Annotated in this window: 18 protein-coding genes; 13 read left to right on the forward strand and 5 right to left on the reverse strand. The window is 64.3% G+C overall.

The annotated features are described in order from the left end of the window. Positions 1 to 50: 50 nt before the first annotated feature. The gene (locus tag AC1RNN_RS07465; RefSeq protein WP_493087343.1) at positions 51 to 1100 is read right to left on the reverse strand and encodes a TIGR03790 family protein; all 1050 of its coding nucleotides are present in this window, start codon (positions 1098 to 1100) and stop codon (positions 51 to 53) included. Further along, positions 1081 to 2826, reverse strand: a complete 1746-nt coding sequence (gene pabB / locus AC1RNN_RS07470) for an aminodeoxychorismate synthase component I (RefSeq protein WP_493087341.1) — start codon at positions 2824 to 2826, stop codon at positions 1081 to 1083. Before pabB ends, AC1RNN_RS07465 begins: the two co-directional genes overlap by 20 nt. A 121-nt stretch (positions 2827 to 2947) precedes the next feature. On the opposite strand from pabB, the gene dinG reads away from it, so the two are divergent. Both dinG and AC1RNN_RS07480 read left to right on the forward strand, forming a co-directional pair. Further along, positions 2948 to 5110: an ATP-dependent DNA helicase DinG gene (gene dinG, locus AC1RNN_RS07475; RefSeq protein ID WP_493087340.1), complete on the forward strand. Its 2163-nt coding sequence runs from the start codon at positions 2948 to 2950 to the stop codon at positions 5108 to 5110. A 16-nt stretch (positions 5111 to 5126) separates the two neighbouring features. Continuing rightward, positions 5127 to 5336: a hypothetical protein gene (locus AC1RNN_RS07480; RefSeq protein WP_493087339.1), complete on the forward strand. Its 210-nt coding sequence runs from the start codon at positions 5127 to 5129 to the stop codon at positions 5334 to 5336. 87 nt (positions 5337 to 5423) lie between these two features. On the opposite strand, the gene AC1RNN_RS07485 is transcribed toward AC1RNN_RS07480, so the two are convergent. Then, positions 5424 to 6200, reverse strand: a complete 777-nt coding sequence (locus AC1RNN_RS07485; protein ID WP_493087338.1) for a ferredoxin--NADP reductase — start codon at positions 6198 to 6200, stop codon at positions 5424 to 5426. Positions 6201 to 6335: 135 nt separating this feature from the next. Between AC1RNN_RS07485 and AC1RNN_RS07490 the strand changes: the two genes are divergently transcribed. After that, a complete protein-coding gene (locus tag AC1RNN_RS07490) occupies positions 6336 to 6701 on the forward strand; it encodes a thioredoxin family protein (RefSeq protein ID WP_493087336.1) in 366 nt (121 codons plus the stop codon). 95 nt (positions 6702 to 6796) lie between these two features. On the opposite strand, the gene alaS is transcribed toward AC1RNN_RS07490, so the two are convergent. After that, positions 6797 to 9448, reverse strand: a complete 2652-nt coding sequence (alaS, locus tag AC1RNN_RS07495) for an alanine--tRNA ligase (RefSeq protein ID WP_493087335.1) — start codon at positions 9446 to 9448, stop codon at positions 6797 to 6799. Between the two features lie 144 nt (positions 9449 to 9592). Between alaS and AC1RNN_RS07500 the strand changes: the two genes are divergently transcribed. From AC1RNN_RS07500 to AC1RNN_RS07525, 6 genes are read left to right on the forward strand one after another with little or no spacing between them, the layout of a single operon-like run. Beyond that, positions 9593 to 10342, forward strand: a complete 750-nt coding sequence (locus tag AC1RNN_RS07500) for a GntR family transcriptional regulator (protein WP_493137356.1) — start codon at positions 9593 to 9595, stop codon at positions 10340 to 10342. Beyond that, the gene (locus tag AC1RNN_RS07505) at positions 10306 to 11253 is read left to right on the forward strand and encodes a dihydrodipicolinate synthase family protein (protein ID WP_493137358.1); all 948 of its coding nucleotides are present in this window, start codon (positions 10306 to 10308) and stop codon (positions 11251 to 11253) included. The genes AC1RNN_RS07500 and AC1RNN_RS07505 overlap by 37 nt, the downstream gene beginning before the upstream one ends. Positions 11254 to 11292: 39 nt before the next feature. Further along, positions 11293 to 12303: a sialic acid TRAP transporter substrate-binding protein SiaP gene (locus AC1RNN_RS07510; protein WP_493087329.1), complete on the forward strand. Its 1011-nt coding sequence runs from the start codon at positions 11293 to 11295 to the stop codon at positions 12301 to 12303. A 12-nt stretch (positions 12304 to 12315) separates the two neighbouring features. Continuing rightward, complete coding sequence (locus tag AC1RNN_RS07515; protein ID WP_493087327.1) at positions 12316 to 12795, forward strand: TRAP transporter small permease; 480 nt, start codon at positions 12316 to 12318, stop codon at positions 12793 to 12795. After that, positions 12792 to 14090, forward strand: a complete 1299-nt coding sequence (locus AC1RNN_RS07520; RefSeq protein ID WP_493087325.1) for a TRAP transporter large permease — start codon at positions 12792 to 12794, stop codon at positions 14088 to 14090. The genes AC1RNN_RS07515 and AC1RNN_RS07520 overlap by 4 nt, the downstream gene beginning before the upstream one ends. Before the next feature lie 6 nt (positions 14091 to 14096). Then, entirely contained in the window at positions 14097 to 15266 is a 1170-nt protein-coding gene (locus tag AC1RNN_RS07525; RefSeq protein ID WP_493087323.1) for a fumarylacetoacetate hydrolase family protein, read from the forward strand. Positions 15267 to 15270: 4 nt separating this feature from the next. On the opposite strand, the gene AC1RNN_RS07530 is transcribed toward AC1RNN_RS07525, so the two are convergent. Next, complete coding sequence (locus AC1RNN_RS07530) at positions 15271 to 16695, reverse strand: aminotransferase-like domain-containing protein (protein WP_493087321.1); 1425 nt, start codon at positions 16693 to 16695, stop codon at positions 15271 to 15273. A 183-nt stretch (positions 16696 to 16878) separates the two neighbouring features. On the opposite strand from AC1RNN_RS07530, the gene gabT reads away from it, so the two are divergent. From gabT to AC1RNN_RS07550, 4 genes are read left to right on the forward strand one after another with little or no spacing between them, the layout of a single operon-like run. Beyond that, positions 16879 to 18171, forward strand: coding sequence for a 4-aminobutyrate--2-oxoglutarate transaminase (gene gabT / locus AC1RNN_RS07535; protein ID WP_493087319.1), 1293 nt, complete (start codon positions 16879 to 16881; stop codon positions 18169 to 18171). A 20-nt stretch (positions 18172 to 18191) separates the two neighbouring features. Beyond that, positions 18192 to 19289: an ABC transporter ATP-binding protein gene (locus AC1RNN_RS07540; RefSeq protein WP_493087317.1), complete on the forward strand. Its 1098-nt coding sequence runs from the start codon at positions 18192 to 18194 to the stop codon at positions 19287 to 19289. 52 nt (positions 19290 to 19341) lie between these two features. After that, a complete protein-coding gene (locus AC1RNN_RS07545) occupies positions 19342 to 20373 on the forward strand; it encodes an ABC transporter substrate-binding protein (RefSeq protein WP_493087315.1) in 1032 nt (343 codons plus the stop codon). A gap of 30 nt (positions 20374 to 20403) precedes the next feature. Then, positions 20404 to 21645, forward strand: coding sequence for an ABC transporter permease (locus AC1RNN_RS07550; RefSeq protein WP_493087313.1), 1242 nt, complete (start codon positions 20404 to 20406; stop codon positions 21643 to 21645). Positions 21646 to 21653: the final 8 nt, after the last annotated feature.

A 21653-nucleotide genomic window follows, 5' to 3' on the forward strand; every position in this document is an offset into this window, starting at 1 on the left:
CTGGGCGGGCGCAGTTCCGCGGCATAGTCCAAAGAGACCAGCCGCATCCGCTAGCGCCCGAACGGTGCCGCCAGCGGCTCGCCCACAAACACCCCCTGCGCCGGCCAGGCCACGCTGCGCCAGTAGGCCTCCACTGCGCTGGCGCCCATGGCGTAGTACGCCAGCAAGAGACTAGGGTGGGGAAACTTCTGCTGGTGGTTGCAGGGCTCGCTCACGGTGCCGTAACTGGCCGTGGCGCCGGCCTCCAGCCAGTCCAGCACACTCATCTGGCCCTGCGCGTCCAGCAGGCGCCCGCCGAACGAGGTGAGGTGATCGGCCAATGCTCCGGGCAACCACTGGATGCGCGACATCTGCTCCTCCCGAACCACGCCGGTCTGGTAGAGGATGACGCGGGGCAAGGCATCCCCGGGGCCACTTTGCACCCGGTCAATCTGCAGGCCCAGGGCCGGCACCGCTGCTGCCACCGGAAACAGCGGCTCGCGCACATTGCGCGCCTTGTCCGTGGTGGAGACGAACACCGCGTGCGCGGCTGGCACGCCACGCTTGCCCAGTTGCCGGTCGGCGGCCACACCGCGGTCGATCAGGGCCTTGGCCGCCTCCACCGTACGGGCCGCCAGCAGCATGGAGGGTCTGAGCCCCTCTTCCGTCTGCGCGACCGACAGCGGCTTGCCGAATAGCGGAGAAAGTTTCGACGGGCCACAACTGGCCCGGCAAATGTCAGGATCAAAGCCCAGCGACACAGCAGCCGTGATGCCGTTGCACTCCACGGCATAGGGCTGGGCCCAGGCCAGTGCGAGGGCACGTGTGCTACTGCCAAAGGCCTTGCGGATCTGGGCTTGCAAGGGCTCGAACTCCGCCGGGCTGAGCACGGGTTTGACCGGCAGCTCCAAGTACAGCACCTGGCTGGCCTCCAGCCCGCGCTGCTGCACGTAGTACTCGCCCACGGCCACCGAATACGGGTCCGACAGGTTCACCACCAGCCCCAGATCGGCCGCCACCAAGCGCTTGGGGGTCGGCCCTGGCATCTGCGCCACAGCGCTGGCACTAAGGCCCAGCGCCAGCAGCAGAGCCGCAACGGCCTTAGGCCACCAACTCGGCATCCAGCCACCCGCGCAAACTGTTCACAAACGCCAGCCCTTGGGCGCGGCGAAGGTCGTCCACCCGCACCACGGCTTCGTGCAGGCGCCCGCTTTGCAGGTAGACCGCCCGCCCCACGCCGGGCAACAGGCCACAGGCCAGTGGCGGCGTGACCCAGCGGCCGTCCAGCAGCACGGCAATATTGCCGCGCGTGCATTCCGTGATTTCGCCGGCGCGGTTGAACAACACCGTGTCAAACACGGCCGGGTCGGCGGGCGCCAGGGCCTCGTAGTGGGCGCGGCGCGTGGTCTTGAAGCGCACAAACTCGCTGTGCGCAGCGTCCAGCGGCACCGCAGCCAGCTGCAGGCGCACAGGCCGGGGCGTATCCGCCATGGCAAGGGCCTGGGCCGCGAAATGCCCCTGGGCCGACAGCAGCAGGCGCACACGGTAGCTGCCCTGCGGGTGCGTGCTGGCCACGGCCTGCAGGGCCTTGTGCGCACGTTGCGCGTCCCAGGGCGTGCCAAAGTGCTGTGCGCCAGACGCCATGCGCTCCAGATGCAGGGGCAGGTGCTGCAACACGCCGTCGCGCAGGGCCAGGGTTTCCAGCAACTCAAAGGGCTGGCTGGCGCGCTCCAGGAACATGCGCTTGTTCTGCCACTCCTGCCACTCGCCCTCGGGCTGCGCATCAAAGGTCATGCCGCTGCCAATGCCACACACCGCCTCACTGCCCCGCACAGTCACCGTGCGGATGGCCACGTTGAAGGTGGCGTGGCCACCGGGCCGCACCAGGCCCACAGCGCCGCAGTACACGCCGCGCAGCGCAGGCTCCAGCGCACAGATCTGGCGCATGGCCTGGACCTTGGGCGCGCCGGTGATGGAGCCGCAAGGGAACAGCGCACGGAACACATCCACCAGCGTGGTGCCGGGCCGGGTCTGCGCTTCCACGTCGGAGGTCATCTGCCACACCGTGGGCAGGGGCTCCAGATGGAACAGGCGCGGCACCTTGACGCTGAAGGGCAGCGCAATGCGCGAGAGGTCATTGCGGATCAGGTCCACGATCATCACATTCTCGGCCTGCTCCTTGGGCGTGTGGCGCAGGCGCTCGGCGTTGGCGGCGTCCTCGACGGGCGTGACACCGCGCGCGGCTGTGCCTTTCATGGGGCGGCTCAGGATGCGCTGGCCGTCCCAGTCGAAGAACAGCTCGGGCGAGACAGACAGTACCTGCTCCGCACCCGCATCGATGAAGGCGCTGTAGGCGCGTGGCTGGGCGCGGCGCAGGGCCTCGAAGCAGGCGCGCGGATCCCCCGCAAACGCCGCGTGCAAGGGCGCGGTGTAGTTGACCTGGTAGAACTCGCCGGCCGCAATGGCGCGGTGGATCTCGGCCATGTTCTGGTCAAAGTCCGCGCGCGCAATCTGCGATTCCCAGCGCAGGCTGGGCTCGGCAGCCCTAGGCGCCGCCACCCCGCCATCCGGCAACGGAGCCGCGTGAACACCAAACCAGGCCAGCGGCCCGTCGGCGGCATGCACCTGCAGTGCGGCGTCAAACGCAGGCGCCGCCTCGTAGCGCACATAGCCCACACACCAGTGCCCCTGCCGGCTCAGCGCATCCACCTGCGCCAGCACCTGGGGCACCTGCTCCAGCGTGTGTGCCACCAGCACCTGCTGCGGCACGCCAAAGGCCAATTGCAGGGGGCCGGCGCCCGCCTGGTGCGGGTCTACAAAATCGATCAGGGCGTGCGGCTGGGGCATGGATGGCGGCGGGGTGGGTGCAGGCCCGATTATCAGCGCTGCCTGTATAGTCAGCCCTCTCTCCTGCCCCCCGATGGGGCCTGTCTGCGCCCCCTTTCTCCCTGCCCCTGTCCTGCCCCGCGTGAGCTCCGATTTTTCCTCCCTGCCGCCCGCCAGCGCCGCCCTGGCCCAGCATGCCCTACACGCCTTTGAAACCGTGGTCGGCAGCACTGCGGGCTTCCGCATCCGTCCAGGCCAACACCAGATGGCAGAAGCCGTGGCCGCCACACTAGCCCAGGCCGACATCGGCGAGCACCCCAACCCCACCAAAGCGATTGCCGTGATCCAGGCCGGTACCGGCGTGGGCAAGAGCGCAGCCTATGCCAGCACGGCCATTGCCATGGCCCTGGAGCGCAAGACCCGGGTCATCATCAGCACCGCCACCGTGGCGCTGCAGGAGCAGTTGATGAGCAAGGACCTACCAGCCCTGGCACGCAGCATGGACCAGCCCTTTGCCTACGCGCTGGCCAAGGGCCGCGGGCGCTATGTCTGCAAGGTGAAGTTGGAGCGACTGGTAGGCAGCGGCGCGGGCGAAGACGATCTGTTTGAGGACGACCTGCCGCAGCCCAAGGCCAGTGCGCTCTCGCAGGAAGCCATTGAGGAACGCCGCCAAGCCCTGTTCGAGAGCATGGCGCACAAGCTGGCGGTAGCCAGCTGGGACGGCGACCGCGACAACCTGCCAGACATGCCGGACCCGCGCGACTGGTCGGCCGTGGCCGCCGAGCGCCACACCTGCACTGCACGCCACTGCCCACGCTACAAGGAGTGCAGCTACTACAACGCCCGCACCAAGCTGGCCGAGGCCAATGTCATCGTGGCCAACCACGATCTGGTGCTGGCCAGCCTGGGCATGAAGACCCTGCCCGACCTGGACAACTGCCTCGTCGTCTTTGACGAAGGCCACCACCTGCCTGCGGTCGCGCTGGACCAGTTTTCCAGCGCCATGGACCTGAGCAACCTGCGCTGGCTGGACAAGCTGCCCAAGACCATGAACGAGGTGGCAGGCAAGCTGGCCCTGCATGTGGGTGAAGACGTGCAGACCGTAACCAGCCAGCTCAAGGGCGCGCTGACCACGCTGGCCCGCATGGCCATGGACCTAGTATGGGCCCAGACCGGGCGCGACGCGCATGGCGGCGGCAAGGACGGTACGCTGCGCTTTGCAAATGGCGTACTGCCGGAGGCGCTGCACGAGCCCGTCAACCAGATCCACGCGCAGGCCAATGGCCTGTCCAAGGCGCTGGAAGCCCTGGGCGTGGACGTGAAGGCCATCGCCAAGGACGACCCCAGCCAGGCCGCGCTGTGCGCCCAGCTCTACGCCCAGTTGGGCGGGCTAGCACCGCGCCTGGGCAGCCTGGTGAGCACCGCGGGCCTGCTGCTGGAACATGGCGAGCAGCCGTTGGCCAAATGGCTGCAGGCCGAGAGCGAGAGCAGCTTTCTGACCATGACGGCGCACGCCTGCCCCATCGTGCCGGGCGATCTGTTGCGCCAGTTCCTCTGGAGCCAGGTGCGCGGCGCCATCGTCACCAGCGCCTCGCTCACCAGCTGCGGCAGCTTCGATTACTTCCTGAAAGAAGCCGGCCTGTCCAACAAACCCTATGTCAGCGCGCTGGAAGTGGCCAGCCCCTTCAACTACAGCCGCCAGGGCAGCCTGACCGTGGTGCACACGCGCGCCGACCCCAAGCAGGCCGATGCCTACACCGCCGAAATGGTGCGCGCATTGATGGAGGACATCGAACAGGTGAAACGCGGCGCGCTGGTACTGTTCACCAGCCGCGCGCAAATGCGCACGGCCACCGATGCGCTGCCCGGCCACCTGATGGACATGGTGCTGGTGCAGGGCACACAGTCACGCACGCGCTTGCTCGAAGCCCATGCACAGCGGGTGGAGAGCGGCTTGCCTTCGGTGCTGTTTGGCCTGCAAAGCTTTGGCGAGGGCCTGGACTTACCCGGCGCACTCTGCGAAACCGTGTTCATCGCCAAGCTACCCTTCGCTCCCCCCAGCGACCCGGTGGACGAGGCACGCGCCGAATGGCTCAAAAGCGTGGGGCGTGATCCGTTCAACGAGCTGGTGATTCCAGCCACCGGTGTGAAGCTGCTGCAATGGACCGGCCGCGCCATCCGCACCGAAGAAGACCGCGCCCAGGTCATTTGCTACGACAAACGCCTCACCCAGACCAGCTATGGCAAGCGCATGCTGGCGGGGCTGCCATCCTACAAGCTGGGCACGCGCGCACTTGGCCACTGAGTTCAAGCAGGCCCTAATGACTTCGTCCCCAGTCCACGCCGACCTCATCGCCACCTACCGCGGGGCTGCGGCAGAGGCTGCGCACAAGTTCGGGCTGATCCAGGCGGCGGTTAACAAGGGGCCCAAGGCCCTTCAAGCCGCGACTGATACCGCGGCCAAGGCGGCGAAACGCAGGGATGCGTACGCCAAGAAGCTCAAGGCTTTGGGGATAGAGCTCAATCCATGAGGGGACGACCCGGCCTTTGCGATGGCGGATCGGCATAAAAAAAGCGCCCCATAGGGCGCTTTTTTATTGGCTAGGCCGTCTCGAAGCTTATTGCTCGACGAATGCGCGCTCGACCACGTAGTCGCCGGGCGTCGTGGTGTTGCCTTCCTTGAAGCCCTTGGCGTCGAGGATCTCGCGCATGTCCTTGTTCAGGCCGGGGCTGCCGCAGATCATGATGCGGTCGGTGGCCGGATCCAATGGGGGCAGGCCTAGGTCGGCGGGCAGCTTGCCACTCTCGATCAGCGTGGTGATGCGGCCCTGGTTCTCGAAGGCTTCGCGCGTGACCGTGGGGTAGTACAGCATTTGCTTGCTGACCATCTCGCCCAGGAACTCATGCTGGGGCAGCTCGGTCTTGAAGAGCTCGTGGTAGGCCAGTTCCTTCACTTCGCGCACGCCGTGCACCACGATGACCTTTTCGTACTTTTCGTAGGTTTCAGGGTCGCGCGCCACGCTGAGGAAAGGTGCCAGGCCGGTGCCGCTACCCAACAGGTAGAGGTTCTTGCCGGGCAAGAGGTAGTCAATCAGCAAGGTACCCGTGGGCTTGCGGCCCACAACGATCTTGTCGCCGACCTGGATGTGTTGCAACTTGGAGGTGAGCGGGCCGTCCTGCACCTTGATGCTCAGGAACTCCAGGTGTTCTTCGTAGTTGGCGCTGGCGATGGAGTAGGCACGCAACAGGGGCTTGCCGTTGTCCTGACGCAGACCAATCATGGTGAAGTGGCCATTGGAAAAGCGCAGGGCCGGGTCCCGAGTGGTAGTGAAGCTGAACAGGCGGTCGGTCCAGTGGTGTACGCTTAAAACTGTTTCTTCCAGAAATGCACTCATGGGGGCCTTGGTGGGGGTCAGTCGGAGGGAAATGCCTGCAGCCGCGAGGGACTAGGGCGAATACCTATATTATAAAACGCCATACCCCAGCGCCTCGTTATATCGATATTGATTTGAGTCATTAGAGCGACCCGTATGTCCAGCCCCGTTTTGTCCCCTGCCACTGCCCACGAATCCCTGCTGGTGGTCTGCCTCTGCGCCGCTTGGTGCGGCACCTGCACCGAGTACCAACCGCTCTTCGCGCAACTGCAGGCGGAGTTTGCCCCGGCGCGCTTTGAATGGGTGGACATTGAAGACGAGTCGGATCTGGTGGACCCCATTGAGGTGGAGAACTTCCCCACCATCCTGATCGCACAAGGCAGCGAGCCACGCTTCTTTGGCACCGTGATGCCACATCTGGACACGCTGCGCCGCCTTATCCAGAACAGCGCGGCTGCAGACGCTGTGCTCCTGAAAGACCCGGAAGTCAGCGCGCTGCTGGCACGCCTGCGCACGCGCTGAGGCGCGCTGCGTTTATGTATCCAACAGGGCTCCAGCCCGCGTCGAATCTGCGCGAGCAGCTCCTGCTTTGATAGCAAGAACCACTCGCAATCGGATTACAGCTTGGCGCTGACCCAGGCCTGCACGCTGGCCAGGGCCGCGGGAAGCTTGGCGGGCTCGGTACCGCCGGCCATGGCCATGTCGGGCTTGCCGCCGCCCTTGCCACCGACCTGCCCGGCCACAAAGTTGGCCAGCTCGCCGGCCTTGACCTTGGCCACCGCGTCGGCCGTCACGCCAGCCGCGATCTGCACCTTGTCGCCATCCACCGCACCCAGCACGATGACCGCGCTCTTGAGCTTGTCCTTTAGCTTGTCCATGGTGTCGCGCAGGGTCTTGGCGTCAGCACCTTCGAGCTTGGCAGCCAGCACCTTGATGCCGTTCATGTCGACCGCGCTGCCTGCCAGCTCATCGCCCTGGGCGGATGCCAGCTTGCCCTTCAAGGCCGCCACTTCTTTTTCCAGCGCCTTCACCTGGTCCAGCACCTGGCCCAGTCGGTGGCCCAGCTCGGCTACTGGGGCCTTCAGGGTAGAAGCGGCAGCTGTGACGGTGCTTTCCAAGTCTTGCAGGTAGGCCAAAGCGCCCTGGCCGGTTACGCCTTCAATACGGCGCACGCCGGCGGCCACGCCACCTTCAGCCACCACCTTGAACAGGCCGATATCGCCCGTGCGCTGCACGTGAGTGCCACCGCACAGTTCGGTAGTGGTACCGATGTCTAGCACGCGCACCACTTCACCGTATTTTTCGCCGAACAACATCATGGCGCCGGTTTGTTTAGCGGCCTCAATGTCCATCAGGCGCGCCTGGGTAGCCGCGTTGCTCAGGATTTCCGCGTTCACGATGGCCTCGATCTGCTGCACTTGTTCGTCGGTGACGGGCGCGTTGTGCGCGAAGTCAAAGCGCGTGCGCTCGGCGTTCACCAGGCTACCTTTTTGCTGCACGTGGTCACCCAGCACTTCGCGCAGGGCTTTGTGCAGCAAGTGGGTGACCGAGTGGTTGCGCTGGGTGGCAGCGCGCTTGGCAGCGTCCACCTGGGCGGTCACGCTATCACCCACCTTGAGGCTGCCGCTCTTGAGCGTGCCGTGGTGGCCAAACACATCGGCCTTGATCTTCTGCGTGTCGGCCACTTCAAACACGCCAGTAGAGGACGACAGCGTGCCCTCGTCACCGACCTGGCCACCGCTCTCGGAGTAGAAGGGGGTGGTGTCCAGCACCACCACGCCATCCTGACCGGCTTTTAGCTCGGTAACCGGCGTGCCATCTGCGTAAAGCGCTACGATTTTGCTAGCTTGGGTCAGGTGGTCGTAGCCCACAAAGGTGTTGCTCGCGCCGGAGTATTCCAGCGCCTTGTCCATCTTGAACTTGCCGGCCGCACGGCCCTTGGCCTTTTGCTGCTCCATGGCGGCCTTGAAGCCAGCCTCGTCCACATCCACACCGTTTTCGCGGCACACGTCGGCCGAGAGGTCCAGCGGGAAGCCATAGGTGTCGTGCAGCTTGAAGGCCACTTCGCCGGGCAGTACCTTCGCGCCGCCAGCCAAGGCTTCGTCCAGGATCTGCATGCCGGTGGCAAGCGTTTCGAAGAAGCGCTCTTCTTCTACGCGCAGCACTTCGGTGATGCGGGCTTCCTGCGATGCCATGTGCGGATAGGCGGCGCCCATCACCTGCACCAGGTCTTTCACCAACTTGTGGAAGAAGGGAGTCTTCTGACCCAGCTTGTAGCCGTGGCGGATGGCGCGGCGCACGATGCGGCGCTGCACATAGCCGCGGCCTTCGTTGCTCGGGATCACACCATCGCTCACCAAGAAGGCGGTGGCGCGAATGTGGTCTGCAATCACGCGCAGGCTCTTGTTGCCCAGGTCGGCGCAGCCGGTCTCGCGCGATGCGGCCTTGATCAGCGTGTCGAACAGGTCGATCTCGTAGTTGCTGTGCACATGCTGCAGGATGGCGGCCAGGCGCTCCAGGCCCATGCCAGTGTCCACACAAGGCGCGGGCAGCTTGGTGACCGAGCTGTCGGCCGCCATGTCGAACTGCATGAACACGTTGTTCCAGATTTCGATGAAGCGGTCGCCGTCTTCCTCGGGGCTGCCGGGGGGGCCGCCGGGGATGTGGGCACCGTGGTCGTAAAAGATTTCCGAGCAGGGGCCACAGGGGCCGGTGTCGGCCATCATCCAGAAGTTGTCGCTCTTGTAGCGGCCACCCTTGTTGTCGCCGATGCGGATGATGCGCCCCTCCTGCTTCACGCGCTCGGGCGTCCAGCCGGACTTGACAAAGATATCTTCCCAGATGGCGTACGCCTCGTCGTCTTCCTGGTAGACCGTGGCGTACAGCTTCTCGGCGGGCAACTTGTATACCTGGGTCAACAGCTCCCACGCCCAGTTCAGGCTTTCCTTCTTGAAGTAGTCGCCAAAGCTCCAGTTGCCCAGCATCTCGAAGAAGGTGTGGTGGCGCGCGGTGTAGCCCACGTTCTCCAGATCGTTGTGCTTGCCGCCGGCACGCAGGCAGGCTTGCACGGAAGCGGCGCGCACGTACGAGCGCTTGTCGGTGCCCAGGAACACATCCTTGAACTGCACCATGCCCGAGTTGGTGAACATCAGCGTGGGGTCGTTGCCCGGCACCAGCGGGCTGGACGCCACCACGGTATGGCCCTTGGAGGCAAAGAAGTCGAGGAAGGTTTTGCGAATGTCGGCAACACTCATTACGGGCTGGGTCATGTCTGGTTTTCTTCGCGCAAGGGGTGACAAGAGGTCGTAGGAACCTTCTATTATCGCCGCCCCGCGCCGGGCGCCAGCCGGTATGCGCAGGGCGAAGCAAGCAAGGGTAAATACCGAGGGGAGTTTTACTGAGATCTAACTAACATGTCAGTCATGACACAGGCTGCAGCCAGCATTTCCGACGAATCCACCAGCCAACGTGCGCGGGCCTACCAAGGCTTTACGCAGCAAATCTTCACGGGTGGCATCCGCGCCGGGCAATTTGTGTCCCAGCGCGAGCTCATGGCCCTGCTGGACATGCCGCTGGGCGCTGTGCGGGAGATGATTCCGCGCCTGGAAGCGGCTGGACTGGTCAAGACCGTGCCCCAGCGCGGCCTGCAGATTGCCCATGTGGACCTGAAACTGATCCGCAACGCCTTCCAGGTGCGCTCCATGATCGAGCGCGAGGCGGTGCTGAACTTTGTGCGCAGCGCCAGCGAGGCCGAGCTGGCCGCCATCGAAGCCAGCCACCGCGACATCCTGCGCCGCGCCGAAGCGCCCGACGCGCTGAACGACACCGCCCTGCTCGACGACGCGCAGGCCGTGGACTGGGGCCTGCACGACCGCATGGTTGATGCCCTGGGCAACGACATCATTTCCGACCAGTACCGCGTGAACAGCCTGCGTGTGCGCCTGATCAAGCTGGAACACAGCGTGATCACGCCGGGCCGCCTGATCCCGGCCATGCAGGAACACCTGCGCTTCATCGAAGCCCTGCGCCAGCGTGACGCGGCCCTGGCCATGGAGCTACTGGAAGACCACATCAGCAGCGCGCGCAGCCGCGTGATGAATGCGCCCCTGGAGCAGGTGCGCAGCGAATGGACCACCCCCGACACCTCAAGGAGAAACGTTTGAACCCCGATATCCACGGCCTCTGGCCTGCCCTGCTTCTACCGGTTGGCGCCGATAGCGCACTGGACACCCCGCGCGCCATTGCCCACGCCAAGCGCATGCTGGACGCAGGCTGCGACGGCGTCACCCTGTTTGGCACCACCGGCGAAGGCCCCGCCTTCACGCTGACCGAACGCAAGGGCCTGCTTGAATCCTTCCTGGGCGCCGGCATCCGCGCGGACCAGATCATCGTCACCACCACCGCGCTGGCACTGGGAGAAGCCATTGAACTGGGCCAGCATGCCAGCCGCTTGGGCGTGCACCGCCAGATGCTGATGCCGCCCTTCTTCTTCAACCAGCCGCGCGAAGCCGGCGTCATCGAAGCCGTCTCGCAAGTCGTGCGCGGCATTGGCGACGATGGATTGAAGCTTCTGCTCTACCACTTCCCCTTCATGAGCACCTTCGGTTTTTCACACACGGCCATCGCCGAGTTGGTGCGCCGCCATCCGGGCCAGGTCGTGGGCGTGAAAGACAGCAGCGGTGATCGCGAGCACTCACTGGGACTGGCACACGCCTTCCCGAAGCTGGCCATCCTGGTCGGCGCCGAACCCGATGTGGCTCCGGTGATGTGCGAAGGCGGCTCGGGCTCCATCAATGGCCTGGCCAATATTGCGCCGCGCCTCATGAAGCGCGTCATGAGCGCCCCCGACAAGGTGGCGCCCAGCGATGCCCAACTGATCCTGGATCTGCTCAAGTTGCTCTCCATCCGGCCCGGCATGCCTTTCGTGGGCGTGTACAAAGCCATGCTGGCCGAGCAAACCGGCGATGATGCATGGCTGGCCATGCGCGCGCCACTGAGCCCCCTGGACAGCGCCGAGCTGGAAGCCGTGCGTAGCGGGTATCGTGCCATCGGCGCCGCTTTGAGCCACGTGTAAGCCGAAGTCAACATTGCCATAACTAAAGGAGACAAGACCATGACTGCATCCCACCTGAACCGCCGCACTCTGCTGGGTGCCGCCGCCGCGCTGGGCGCCAGCACACTGCCAGCTCTGCCCGCCATGGCCCAGGGCAAGACTGTGCTGCGCATTTCCACCCCCGCCGTGCCGGACGACTGGCACGCCAAGATGTGGACCGTGTTCAAGGAACAACTGGAGAAAACGGCCCCCGGTGAGTTCGATGTCCAGATCAACCTGAACGCCACCCTGTTCAAGCAAGGCACCGAGCCCGCTGCCATGGCACGCGGCAACCTGGAGCTGTCCAGCATCTCGGCCTTCGACATTGCCAAGCTGGTGCCCGAGTTCTCCATCTTCACGGCCGGCTACGTGGTGCGCGACCCCGACCAGCAACAGAAGATCTTCAACGGCCCCATTGGCACCGAGCTGTTCAAGCTGGTGTCCGAAAAAATGGACGTTACCCCGCTGTCCACTGTCTACCTGGGCACACGCCAGGTGAACCTGCGCGAAGCCAAGCCCGTCAAGACCCCAGCCGACCTGAAGGGCGTGAAGCTGCGCATGCCCGGCTCCAAGGAATGGCTGTTCCTGGGCGACGCCCTGGGTGCCACGGCCACGCCGCTGGCCTTTGGCGAGGTGTACATGGGCCTGAAGACCGGCACCATCGATGGCCAGGACAACCCCCTGCCCTCCGTGCGCGCGGCCAAGTTCTATGAAGTGACCAAGCAACTGGTGCTGACCAGCCATCTGGTGGACGGCATCTTTATCGCCATCTCCAACAAGAGCTTCAACGCGCTGACTCCCGCGCAGAAGCAAAAGGTAACCGCCGCAGCCCAGGCCGCTGCCGCCTACAACAACGAAAACCGCGTCAAGGAAGAAGCGCAGCTCGTGGAATTCTTCAAGAAGGAAGGCCTGCAGGTCAGCACACCGGACGTGAACGCCTTCCGCACCACGGTGCAAACGGCCTACCAGAACTCGGAGTACGCCAAGGTATGGCCCAAAGGCCTGCTGGACCGCATCAACGCCACAAAGTAAGACGCCACCACCATGCTGCGTCGACTGCAACAGGCCGCCAACCTTCTGGGCGGCGGCCTTTTTCTCGTCCTGTTCATCGTCTTCATCATTCAGATCGTGGCGCGCTTTGTGTTCAACAAACCGCTGCCCTGGACCGATGAAGCGGCGGTCATTCTGTATGTCTGGGTGATTCTGTGGGCCGCTGCTGCGGTGGTTCCCGAGCGCGAACACGTGGTGTTCGACCTGCTATGGAACAGCGTGAACACCCCGACCCGTCTGGTGCTGCGCATCGTGGGCAATCTGCTCGTCGGTGGCCTGGCACTGGTCGCCATCCCGGCTAGTTGGGACTATGTGCACTTCATGGCGCGCGAAGGTTCGCCCGTGCTGGGCATTCCCTTCAGCTGGATTTTCTTGCCCTTTGTGCTGATGCTGATCGGTCTCGTGATCCGCTGCGCCTGGGCCATCTGGAACGCCGTGCGTGGCATCGGCCTGGAAGCGGAGTTGCGACTATGAATTGGGGTATCTGGAGTATGGTGGCGGTGCTTGTGGGTGGCATGTTGCTGCGCATGCCCATCGGTTTTTCGATGATCGCCTCGGGCATTGCCTACCTCCTAGTCAAGGGCCAGGACATCGGCCTGGTCGCCGAACAGATCGGCAACGGCCTCTACAACAGCTATGTGCTGCTGGCCGTGCCGCTGTTTGTGTTCGCCGCCAACATCATGAATGCAGGCACCGTCAGCGAACGCATTTTTGACTTCTGCCGCATTCTGGTCGGCCGCATGCGCGGCGGGCTGGCGCAGGTGGACATTCTGGTCAGCGTGATTTTCTCCGGCATGAGCGGCAGCGCCATTGCCGATGCGGCCGGCCCCGGTCTGGTCACGATTCGCCAGATGCTCAAGAAGCCCGAATACACCCGCGGCTTTGCCGGCGCCGTAGTGGTGGCCAGTGCCACGCTGGGCCCCATCATTCCGCCCAGCATCCCCATGGTCATCTACGCCCTGGTGTCAGGCGCTTCGGTCGGCGCGCTGTTTCTGGGTGGTGTGGTGCCGGGCTTTCTGATGGCAGCTCTGATGATGGGCACGGTCCACGTCATCGCCGTCAAGCGCAATATGCCCAAAGACGACCCGGTGCCGCGCTCCGAGTGGGCCGGGCTGATCTTCCGCGGCGCACTGCCCCTGTCCATGCCCATCGTGCTGCTGGGGGGCATCTACTCCGGCGCCTTCACGCCGACTGAAGCCGCCGCCGTGGCTGCATTGCACGCATTGATCCTCGCGGCAGTCGTGTTCCGCGCGCTGACCTGGCGCAGCTTCTGGGGCGTGGTGCTGGAATCCACGCGCGGCAGCGCCGTGATCACCCTGATTCTGGCCGGCTCCTTCATGCTCAACTACGCCTTCACCGCGGAAGGCGTACCGCAAAGCATGGCGCAATGGGTGGAAAGCATGCACCTCACGAAGATCCAGTTCCTGCTGCTGGTGAACGTCATGTTCCTGGTGCTGGGCTGCTTCCTCGACGTATCGGTGCTGCTGCTGGTCTTCGTGCCCATGCTCTTGCCTGCTGCCAAGCTGCTGGGTGTGGACCTGGTGCACTTCGGCGTGCTGGTCGTGCTCAACATGATGATTGGCCTGATTCACCCGCCCTTTGGCATGCTGCTGTTCGTGACCAAGGCGCTCACCGGCATCCCGATCGGCGAGATGATGAAAGAGGGTTGGCCCTTCCTCGTCATGCTGCTGTGCTTGCTGCTGGCCATGACCTTCTTCCCCCAGATCGTGCTGTGGCTACCACAGACCATGGGCTATGTGACCGGATAAACCACCATGCAACTGACAAGCGACAACACCCTCCCCGCCGACGGTACAGCCGGTGCCCTGCTGGGCCGCGTCTGGCGACCCGATGTGCAAGGCCCCAGCGTGGTGGCCCTGCGCGCCGGCCAGGTGGTGGATATCAGCGCGCAGTACCCCACGGCGCGCGATATCTGCGAAGCACCCAACCCGGCCACCGCATTGCGCGAAGCCCAAGGCGAGGTGCTCTGCACGCTGGAGGAGCTCCTGGCCAACAGCAGCGCCGCCACGCGCCAGGCCGACCGCCCCTGGCTGCTCGCGCCCTGCGACCTGCAAGCCGTGAAAGCGGCGGGCGTCACCTTTGCCACCTCCATGCTGGAGCGCGTGATCGAGGAGAAAGCGCGCGGCAATCCGGCCGCAGCCGCGGCCATACGCAAAGAGATCCAGGCCCTGATTGGCGATGATCTCTCCCAACTCAAGCCCGGCTCCGAACAGGCCTTGGCACTCAAGCAGGTGCTGATTGCCCAGGGTGCCTGGAGTCAATACCTGGAAGTGGGCATTGGCCCGGACGCCGAGATATTCACCAAGGCTCCGGTGCTGGCAGCGGTGGGCAGCGGATCGGATGCCGGTCTGCACCCGGCCTCCAGCTGGAACAACCCCGAGCCTGAGGTGGTGCTGGCAGTGAACTCACGCGGTGAGATCGTGGGTGCGGCGCTGGGCAACGATGTGAACCTGCGCGATGTGGAAGGCCGCTCGGCCCTGCTGCTGGGCAAGGCCAAGGACAACAATGCCTCGGCATCGATTGGCCCGTTCATTCGCCTGTTTGACGCCAGCTTCACCCTGGACGACGTGCGCCAAGCCACACTCACGCTGCGTGTGGAAGGCACAGACGGTTTCGTGATGGACGGGTTCTCCAGCATGGCGCGCATCAGCCGCGACCCGGCTGACCTGGCCGCGCAGATGATCGGCCCACACCACCAATACCCCGATGGAGCCATGCTGTTCCTGGGCACCCTGTTTGCCCCGGTGCAGGACCGCGACACGGTGGGTGGCGGCTTCACCCACAAGCTGGGCGATGTGGTGACCATCACCACGCCCAAGCTGGGCACTTTGCGCAACCGCATGCAGCGTTGCGACCAGTGCCCGCCATGGACGTTTGGCGCGTCGCACCTGATGCGCAACCTCGCAGGACGCGGGCTGCTCTGAACGGCTAGTCCTGCGCCACGCGCTGGCCCATTTCGATACGCTGCTCCAGGAAGCGCCACAGGCGTTCATCCGAGCAAAAGGCCACATTGAAACGGAGCCAGCCCGTGGTGCGGGGCTCCACCAGAAACAGTTGGCCCGGGCCCAACATGATGCCTTCACCGGTTCCAGCCTGCGAGAGCTCTGCGCTATCCGGCAAGTCAGGATGGCGCGCCCAGAGGTACATCCCCGCCTCGGGCTCGTGAAAGAGCTCGAAGCCCAAGCTGTCCAACCGTCGCCCCACCTGGCGCTGGGCTTCTCCCAAGCGGTCACGCAGAGACTTCAGATGCTTGCGCCAGCGGCCATCGGTAATGACGCCAAAGGTCACCCGTTCGGCAATCTCGGATGAGGTCAGGCCGGCCACCATCTTGAGCTGCACAAACTCCGCCAGCAGATCCGCGCGAGCCAGGATGTATCCCACCCGCAAATTGGGCGAGATGGTCTTGGAATAGCTGCCAACATAGACCACGCGCCGCAACTGGTCCAGGCTGGCCAGCGTGGAACGTGTGGCCACGTCCATGTCGGCATAGATATCGTTCTCCACCAGCACAAAGTCATGCTGGTCCGCCAGTTGCAACAGGCGGTGCAGCTGCGCTGTGGACGCCACCGAGCAGGTGGGGCTCTGCAAGCGCGGCTGCGTGAAAAAGGCCTTGGGCCGGTGCTGCTGCAACAGGGCTTCCAGCGCAGGGAGGTCGTAGCCAGTGGGGGTGCGCGGCACGCCAACGAGCTGCACGCCCAGGAAGCGCAACATGTAGAGCAGGTTGGGGTAGCCCGGGTCATCCACCAGCACGGTGTCGCCGGGTTTGAGCAGGCAGCGGGCCACCAGGTCCAGCGCCTGGCTGGAGCCATGGGTCATGAGCACCTGGCTGGCTTCCACCGAGATATGGCGCTCACTCAGGGATTCCGCAATGATCATGCGCAGGGCCATATGTCCGTAAGGCAGACCATAGCCATCCAGCTCCGGACCTTCGGTCGAGAGCTGGCGCATGCTGCGGCGCACCGCGTCGCCAAACAGCCAGTCGTGTGGCAGCCAGCCGCAGCCGGGCTTGAGTGGCAGGTTTCGGTTCTCGAAAATTTGCTTGAGGTACCAACGCGCATCAAAACGGGGCACTTCCGGAGGCAGCGGGTTGCCGCCACCGGCCACCGCAGCGGCGTCGTCCCGCCGTTTGACAAAGAACCCCGCATGCGCACGGGACACCAGCCAGCCTTGCGCTACCAGCCGGTCATAGGCCTCGACGACTGTGAAGATGCTGACATTGTGCGTCGCAGCAAATGCGCGTATGGAGGGCAGTTTGCTGCCAGGCTTGAGCACCTGTCCGGCTATCAGGCCACGCAGTCCGTCCACGATCTGGCTGACCAAGGGGGTTGAAATGTCCGGACTTAGAGTGAGCATCGGGAGAAAACGGCGAACTGAAGGGCGGGTGGAGTATGCGCCACGCGCACCAAACTAGGGAAAGCCTGTACAGGATTCTAGACCTGCACAGTGTTCTGGAATTTGGCGCTGTGTGTACATGGACGGGCTGTAAACAGATTCCTATAGTTCTGCCATCCGTTTTCAACCACTTCCACTAACGCCATGCAAACAGACCGCAAGCTTCTCAACTCCGCCCTCCTCGCCCGCCGCCAGACTGCCGTGGCCCGCGGCGTGGGCCAGGCCCACGAGATCTTCATCAAGAACGCACGCAATGCCGAGTTCTGGGATGTGGAAGGCCGCCGCTTCATCGACTTTGCCGGCGGCATTGCCGTACTCAACACCGGTCACCTGCACCCCGAAGTGATCGAAGCCGTAAAAGCCCAGCTCGACCTGTACACCCACACCTGCTTCCAGGTCGTGGCCTACGAACCCTATGTGGAAGTCTGCGAGCGCCTGAACCAGCTGGCACCCGGCAACTTTGCCAAAAAGAGCCTGTTGCTGACCACCGGCGCCGAGGCTGTTGAAAACGCCATCAAGATCGCCCGCGCTTATACCAAGCGCCCCGGCGTGATCGCCTTCACCGGCGGCTACCACGGCCGTACCAACCTGACGCTGGGCCTGACCGGCAAGGTAGCCCCCTACAAGATCGGCTTTGGCCCCTTCCCCGGCGAAGTGTTCCACGCCCTGTTCCCCAACGCACTGCACGGCGTGAGCGTGGCCGATGCGCTGCACTCGGTGGAACTGATTTTCAAGAACGATGTGGAGCCCGAGCGCGTGGCAGCCTTCATCGTGGAGCCTGTGCAGGGCGAAGGTGGTTTCTATGTTGCCCCGCCCGAATTCATTGCCGGCCTCAAGGACCTGGCCGACCGCTACGACATCCTGCTGATTGCCGATGAAGTGCAAACTGGCGCTGGCCGCACCGGCACCTGGTTTGCTTGCGAACAGTGGCCCGTTGCGCCTGACCTGATCACCACCGCCAAGTCGCTGGCCGGCGGCTTCCCGCTCTCCGGCGTGGTGGGCCGTGCGGACGTGATTGACGCCCCTGCGGCGGGTGGTCTGGGCGGCACCTACGCCGGCAGCCCGGTAGCCTGCGCAGCCGCACTGGCCGTCATCAAGGCATTTGAGGCCGAGAAATTGCTGACCCGCAGCCAGGACATGGGTGCACTGCTGGTACGCAATCTGAAAGACCTGGCCACCAAGGTACCCGCCATTGGCGATGTGCGCGGCCTGGGTGCCATGGTGGCGATTGAACTGTTTGAAGACGGTGACACCGACCGACCCGACGCCGCCTTGACCAAGAAGGTGGTGGCCGAAGCCGCCCGCCGTGGCCTCATCCTCCTGTCTTGCGGCACCTACGGCAACGTGGTCCGCATTCTGGTGCCGCTCACCGCCTCCGACGCCCTGCTGGAAGAAGGCCTGGCCATCCTCGCCGAGAGCTTCGCTGCCGTCGCCTGATCGCCCCAACGACCACCACCATGCAACACACCTCTTCCTCAGAACCGCTAGTGCGATTTGCCGGAGTACAGAAAACGTACGACGGCGAACAGCTGGTGGTGCGCTCGCTGGACCTCGACATCCAGCGCGGCGAGTTCCTGAGCCTGCTGGGCCCTTCGGGCTCGGGCAAGACCACCACGCTGATGATGCTGGCCGGCTTTGAGTCGCCCACGGCGGGTGACATCTTGCTCGACGGCAAACAGATCACCCGCACCCCGCCGCACAAACGCAACTTCGGCATGGTGTTCCAGAACTACGCGCTGTTTCCGCACATGACCGTGGCGCAGAACGTGGCCTACCCGCTGACCGTGCGCAAGGTACCCCAGTCCGAGCAGGAAACGCGGGTCAAGAAGGCACTGGACATGGTGCGCCTGAGCGGCATGGGCGATCGCATGCCGACCCGCCTTTCCGGCGGACAGCAGCAGCGCGTGGCACTGGCCCGTGCTCTTGTGTTTGAACCGCAGCTGGTGCTCATGGACGAGCCCCTGGGCGCCCTGGACAAGCAGTTGCGCGAACACATGCAACTGGAGCTGAAGGAGCTGCACCGCCAGCTCGGCGTCACCTTTGTCTATGTGACGCATGACCAGGGCGAAGCCCTGACCATGAGCGACCGCGTGGCTGTGTTTAACGAAGGTGTGATCCAGCAACTGGCCGATGCGCAAAGCCTGTACGAGGCACCCATCAACCGCTTTGTCGCCGGCTTTGTGGGCGACAGCACGGTGCTGCGCGGTACGTTGAACCATGCCGGCGAGGTCGAGCTGGAAGGTCTGCCGCAACGCTTGTCCGGCGTGAACGTCAACCAGAGCACCAGCGGCACCAAGGTGGAGGTGTGCGTACGCCCCGAGCGCATTGCGCTGCATGTGCAAGCCCCCGCCAGCGACAACTGCCTGCCAGCGAGGGTCAGCGGCATCGTCTACTACGGCGACCATGTGCGCCTGCAATGCGAGCTAGGCAGTGGCCAAGCCGCGGCCACCGTCAAGCTGGCCCTCACACACCCCTGCGCCATCACGCCGCCGCCCATGGGCAGCGTGGTGCACCTGGAGTTTCCCGCTGCGTTTGCGCGCATCTACGCGCTCTGAATTTTTCCCCCGTCCCCTGTCCTTCACTTCACTACCCAAAGGAACTGTTCCCATGAAAAAAAGCCTGATCGCTCTGGCATCGCTGAGCGCCTGCCTGGCATTCACTGCCCACGCGGAAGACGCCATCACCGTCGTCAACTTCGGCGGTGCCAATGCCAACGCCCAGAAGGCGGCCTACTACGAGCCCGTTGCCAAGGAAGGCATCAAGGTCACCGCCGTGGAATACAACGGTGAGCAGGCCAAGGTCAAGGCCATGGTGGAAACCAAGAACGTGACCTGGGACCTGGTGGAAGTGGAATCCCCCGACGTGGCCCGCGGCTGCGACGAAGGCCTGTTCGAGAAGCTGGACTACAGCAAGATCGCCCCCAAGGCCGACCTGCTGCCCTCCGCCGTGAGCGAATGCGGTGTCGGTATTTTTGTGTGGTCCACCGTGATGGCCTACAACGGCGACAAGCTCAAGAAGGCCCCCACCAGCTGGGCTGACTTCTTTGACACCGCAAAGATCCCTGGCAAGCGCGGCATGCGCAAGGGTGCGCGCTACAACCTCGAATTTGCACTGCTGGCCGATGGCGTGAAGCCCGCCGACGTCTACAAGGTGCTGGGCACCAAGGAAGGTGCCGAGCGTGCCTTCAAGAAGCTGATGGCCCTCAAGCCCAGCATCCAGTGGTGGGAAGCCGGCGCCCAGGCGCCCCAGTTCCTGGTGGCGGGTGACGTGGTGCTGTCCACCGTGTACAACGGCCGCATCGACGCTGCCAACCGCGAAGGTCGCAACCTGCAGATCTTCTGGCCCGGCGGCATCTATGACCTGGACTACTGGGTCATCCCCAAGGGCACGGCCAAGAAGGACGCTGCGTACAAGTTCCTGAACTTCGCCATGAAGCCCGAGAACCAAGCTGTTTACGCCCAGAACATTGCCTACGGACCGACCAACAAGAAGGCCCTGGCCAAGCTGGACAAGAAGATCTTGAGCGACTTGCCTACATCTGAGAAGAACGCCAAGGAAGCCCTGCAGTTCAACACCACCTTCTGGGCGGACCAGGGCGAAGCCCTGGAGAAGCGCTTCGCTGCCTGGGCAACCCAGTAATCCGCAGAAGACCGTCAGGAGCCTGAATCCATGTCCATGCAAGCCAGTGCCATCCAGCCCCCGGGCAATCTCCGTGCGGCACTCTCGCGCGCGGAGTCCCGCCGCAAATGGCGGGCCTTCAGCCTGACACTACCCTTGCTGGTGTTTCTGCTCCTGACGTTGCTGATCCCTATTGGCGCGCTGCTCATGCGCGCGGTCGAGAACCCCGAAGTCGCCAAGGCACTGCCCAACACGGTGGAAGCCCTGGCCGACTGGGACCACAGCTCTGCCCCCAAGCCCGCGGCCTACTCGGCGCTGGTGAAAGATTTATCGCACCTGCCAGACACCGCCGATGCCGGCGCGCTTGCCCGCCGCCTGAACACCGAAGCCCCCGGTGCGCGCTCTCTCATCATGGGTGCCTACAAGGCTTTGCCGTTGGAAGGCGATGCAGAATCCCTGCGCCAGCAGCTGCTGGACAAAGACCCGCGCTGGGCCGAACCCGGCTTCTGGCAGGCGATTGCCAAGAACGGCTCCCGCTGGACGCCGGACTACCTGCTCGCCTCTGTCGACCTCAAGCGCGACGCAGCAGGCCACATCGAACGTATGCCCGAAGAGCTGCGCGCCTACAGCGGCATCCTGCTGCGCACCTTCCACATCGGCTTTGTCGTCACCCTGCTGTGCCTGCTGCTGGCCTACCCGCTGGCCTACTGGCTGTCCACCCTGCCCGAGCGCAAGGCCAATGTACTAATGATTCTGGTGCTGGTGCCGTTCTGGACATCCATCCTCGTGCGCGTGGCGGCGTGGATTGTGCTGCTGCAGTCTGAAGGACTGGTCAACGGCGCCCTGCTCAGCGTGGGCATCATCAGCGAGCCGCTGGCCCTGCTGTTCAACCGCACCGGCGTGGTCATTTCCATGGTGCATATCCTGCTGCCTTTCATGATCCTGCCGCTCTACAGCGTGATGAAAAGCGTGCCGCCCACCTATGTGCGCGCCGCCGTCTCGCTGGGCAGTGCGCCGCTGGCCGCCTTTGTGCGGGTCTATGTGCCGCAGACCTTCCCCGGCGTGGGCGCTGGCGCCCTGCTGGTGTTCATCCTGGCCATCGGCTACTACATCACGCCGGCCCTGCTGGGCGGCGCGGATGACCAGATGCTGAGCTACTACATCGCCCGCTATACCAACGTCGAAGTCAACTGGGGCATGGCCTGCGCCCTGGGTGCCCTGCTGCTGGTGACCACCCTGGTGCTCTACGGCGTGTACCGCCGCATTGGCAAGACCGACCTGGCCCTGGCCTGAGGAATGCG

Source organism: Rhodoferax sp. GW822-FHT02D07, from assembly GCF_058802405.1.

Coding starts and splice junctions, on each gene's coding strand:
- AC1RNN_RS07520 (WP_493087325.1), top strand. CDS start 12,792: ATGAATTGGGGTATCTGGAGTATGGTGGCGGTGCTTGTGGGTGGCATG.
- AC1RNN_RS07550 (WP_493087313.1), top strand. CDS start 20,404: ATGTCCATGCAAGCCAGTGCCATCCAGCCCCCGGGCAATCTCCGTGCG.
- AC1RNN_RS07540 (WP_493087317.1), top strand. CDS start 18,192: ATGCAACACACCTCTTCCTCAGAACCGCTAGTGCGATTTGCCGGAGTA.
- alaS (WP_493087335.1), bottom strand. CDS start 9,448: ATGACCCAGCCCGTAATGAGTGTTGCCGACATTCGCAAAACCTTCCTC.
- AC1RNN_RS07525 (WP_493087323.1), top strand. CDS start 14,097: ATGCAACTGACAAGCGACAACACCCTCCCCGCCGACGGTACAGCCGGT.
- AC1RNN_RS07480 (WP_493087339.1), top strand. CDS start 5,127: ATGACTTCGTCCCCAGTCCACGCCGACCTCATCGCCACCTACCGCGGG.
- AC1RNN_RS07530 (WP_493087321.1), bottom strand. CDS start 16,695: ATGCTCACTCTAAGTCCGGACATTTCAACCCCCTTGGTCAGCCAGATC.
- AC1RNN_RS07465 (WP_493087343.1), bottom strand. CDS start 1,100: ATGCCGAGTTGGTGGCCTAAGGCCGTTGCGGCTCTGCTGCTGGCGCTG.
- pabB (WP_493087341.1), bottom strand. CDS start 2,826: ATGCCCCAGCCGCACGCCCTGATCGATTTTGTAGACCCGCACCAGGCG.
- AC1RNN_RS07505 (WP_493137358.1), top strand. CDS start 10,306: ATGGACCACCCCCGACACCTCAAGGAGAAACGTTTGAACCCCGATATC.
- AC1RNN_RS07545 (WP_493087315.1), top strand. CDS start 19,342: ATGAAAAAAAGCCTGATCGCTCTGGCATCGCTGAGCGCCTGCCTGGCA.
- AC1RNN_RS07515 (WP_493087327.1), top strand. CDS start 12,316: ATGCTGCGTCGACTGCAACAGGCCGCCAACCTTCTGGGCGGCGGCCTT.
- AC1RNN_RS07500 (WP_493137356.1), top strand. CDS start 9,593: ATGTCAGTCATGACACAGGCTGCAGCCAGCATTTCCGACGAATCCACC.
- gabT (WP_493087319.1), top strand. CDS start 16,879: ATGCAAACAGACCGCAAGCTTCTCAACTCCGCCCTCCTCGCCCGCCGC.
- AC1RNN_RS07490 (WP_493087336.1), top strand. CDS start 6,336: ATGTCCAGCCCCGTTTTGTCCCCTGCCACTGCCCACGAATCCCTGCTG.
- AC1RNN_RS07510 (WP_493087329.1), top strand. CDS start 11,293: ATGACTGCATCCCACCTGAACCGCCGCACTCTGCTGGGTGCCGCCGCC.
- AC1RNN_RS07485 (WP_493087338.1), bottom strand. CDS start 6,200: ATGAGTGCATTTCTGGAAGAAACAGTTTTAAGCGTACACCACTGGACC.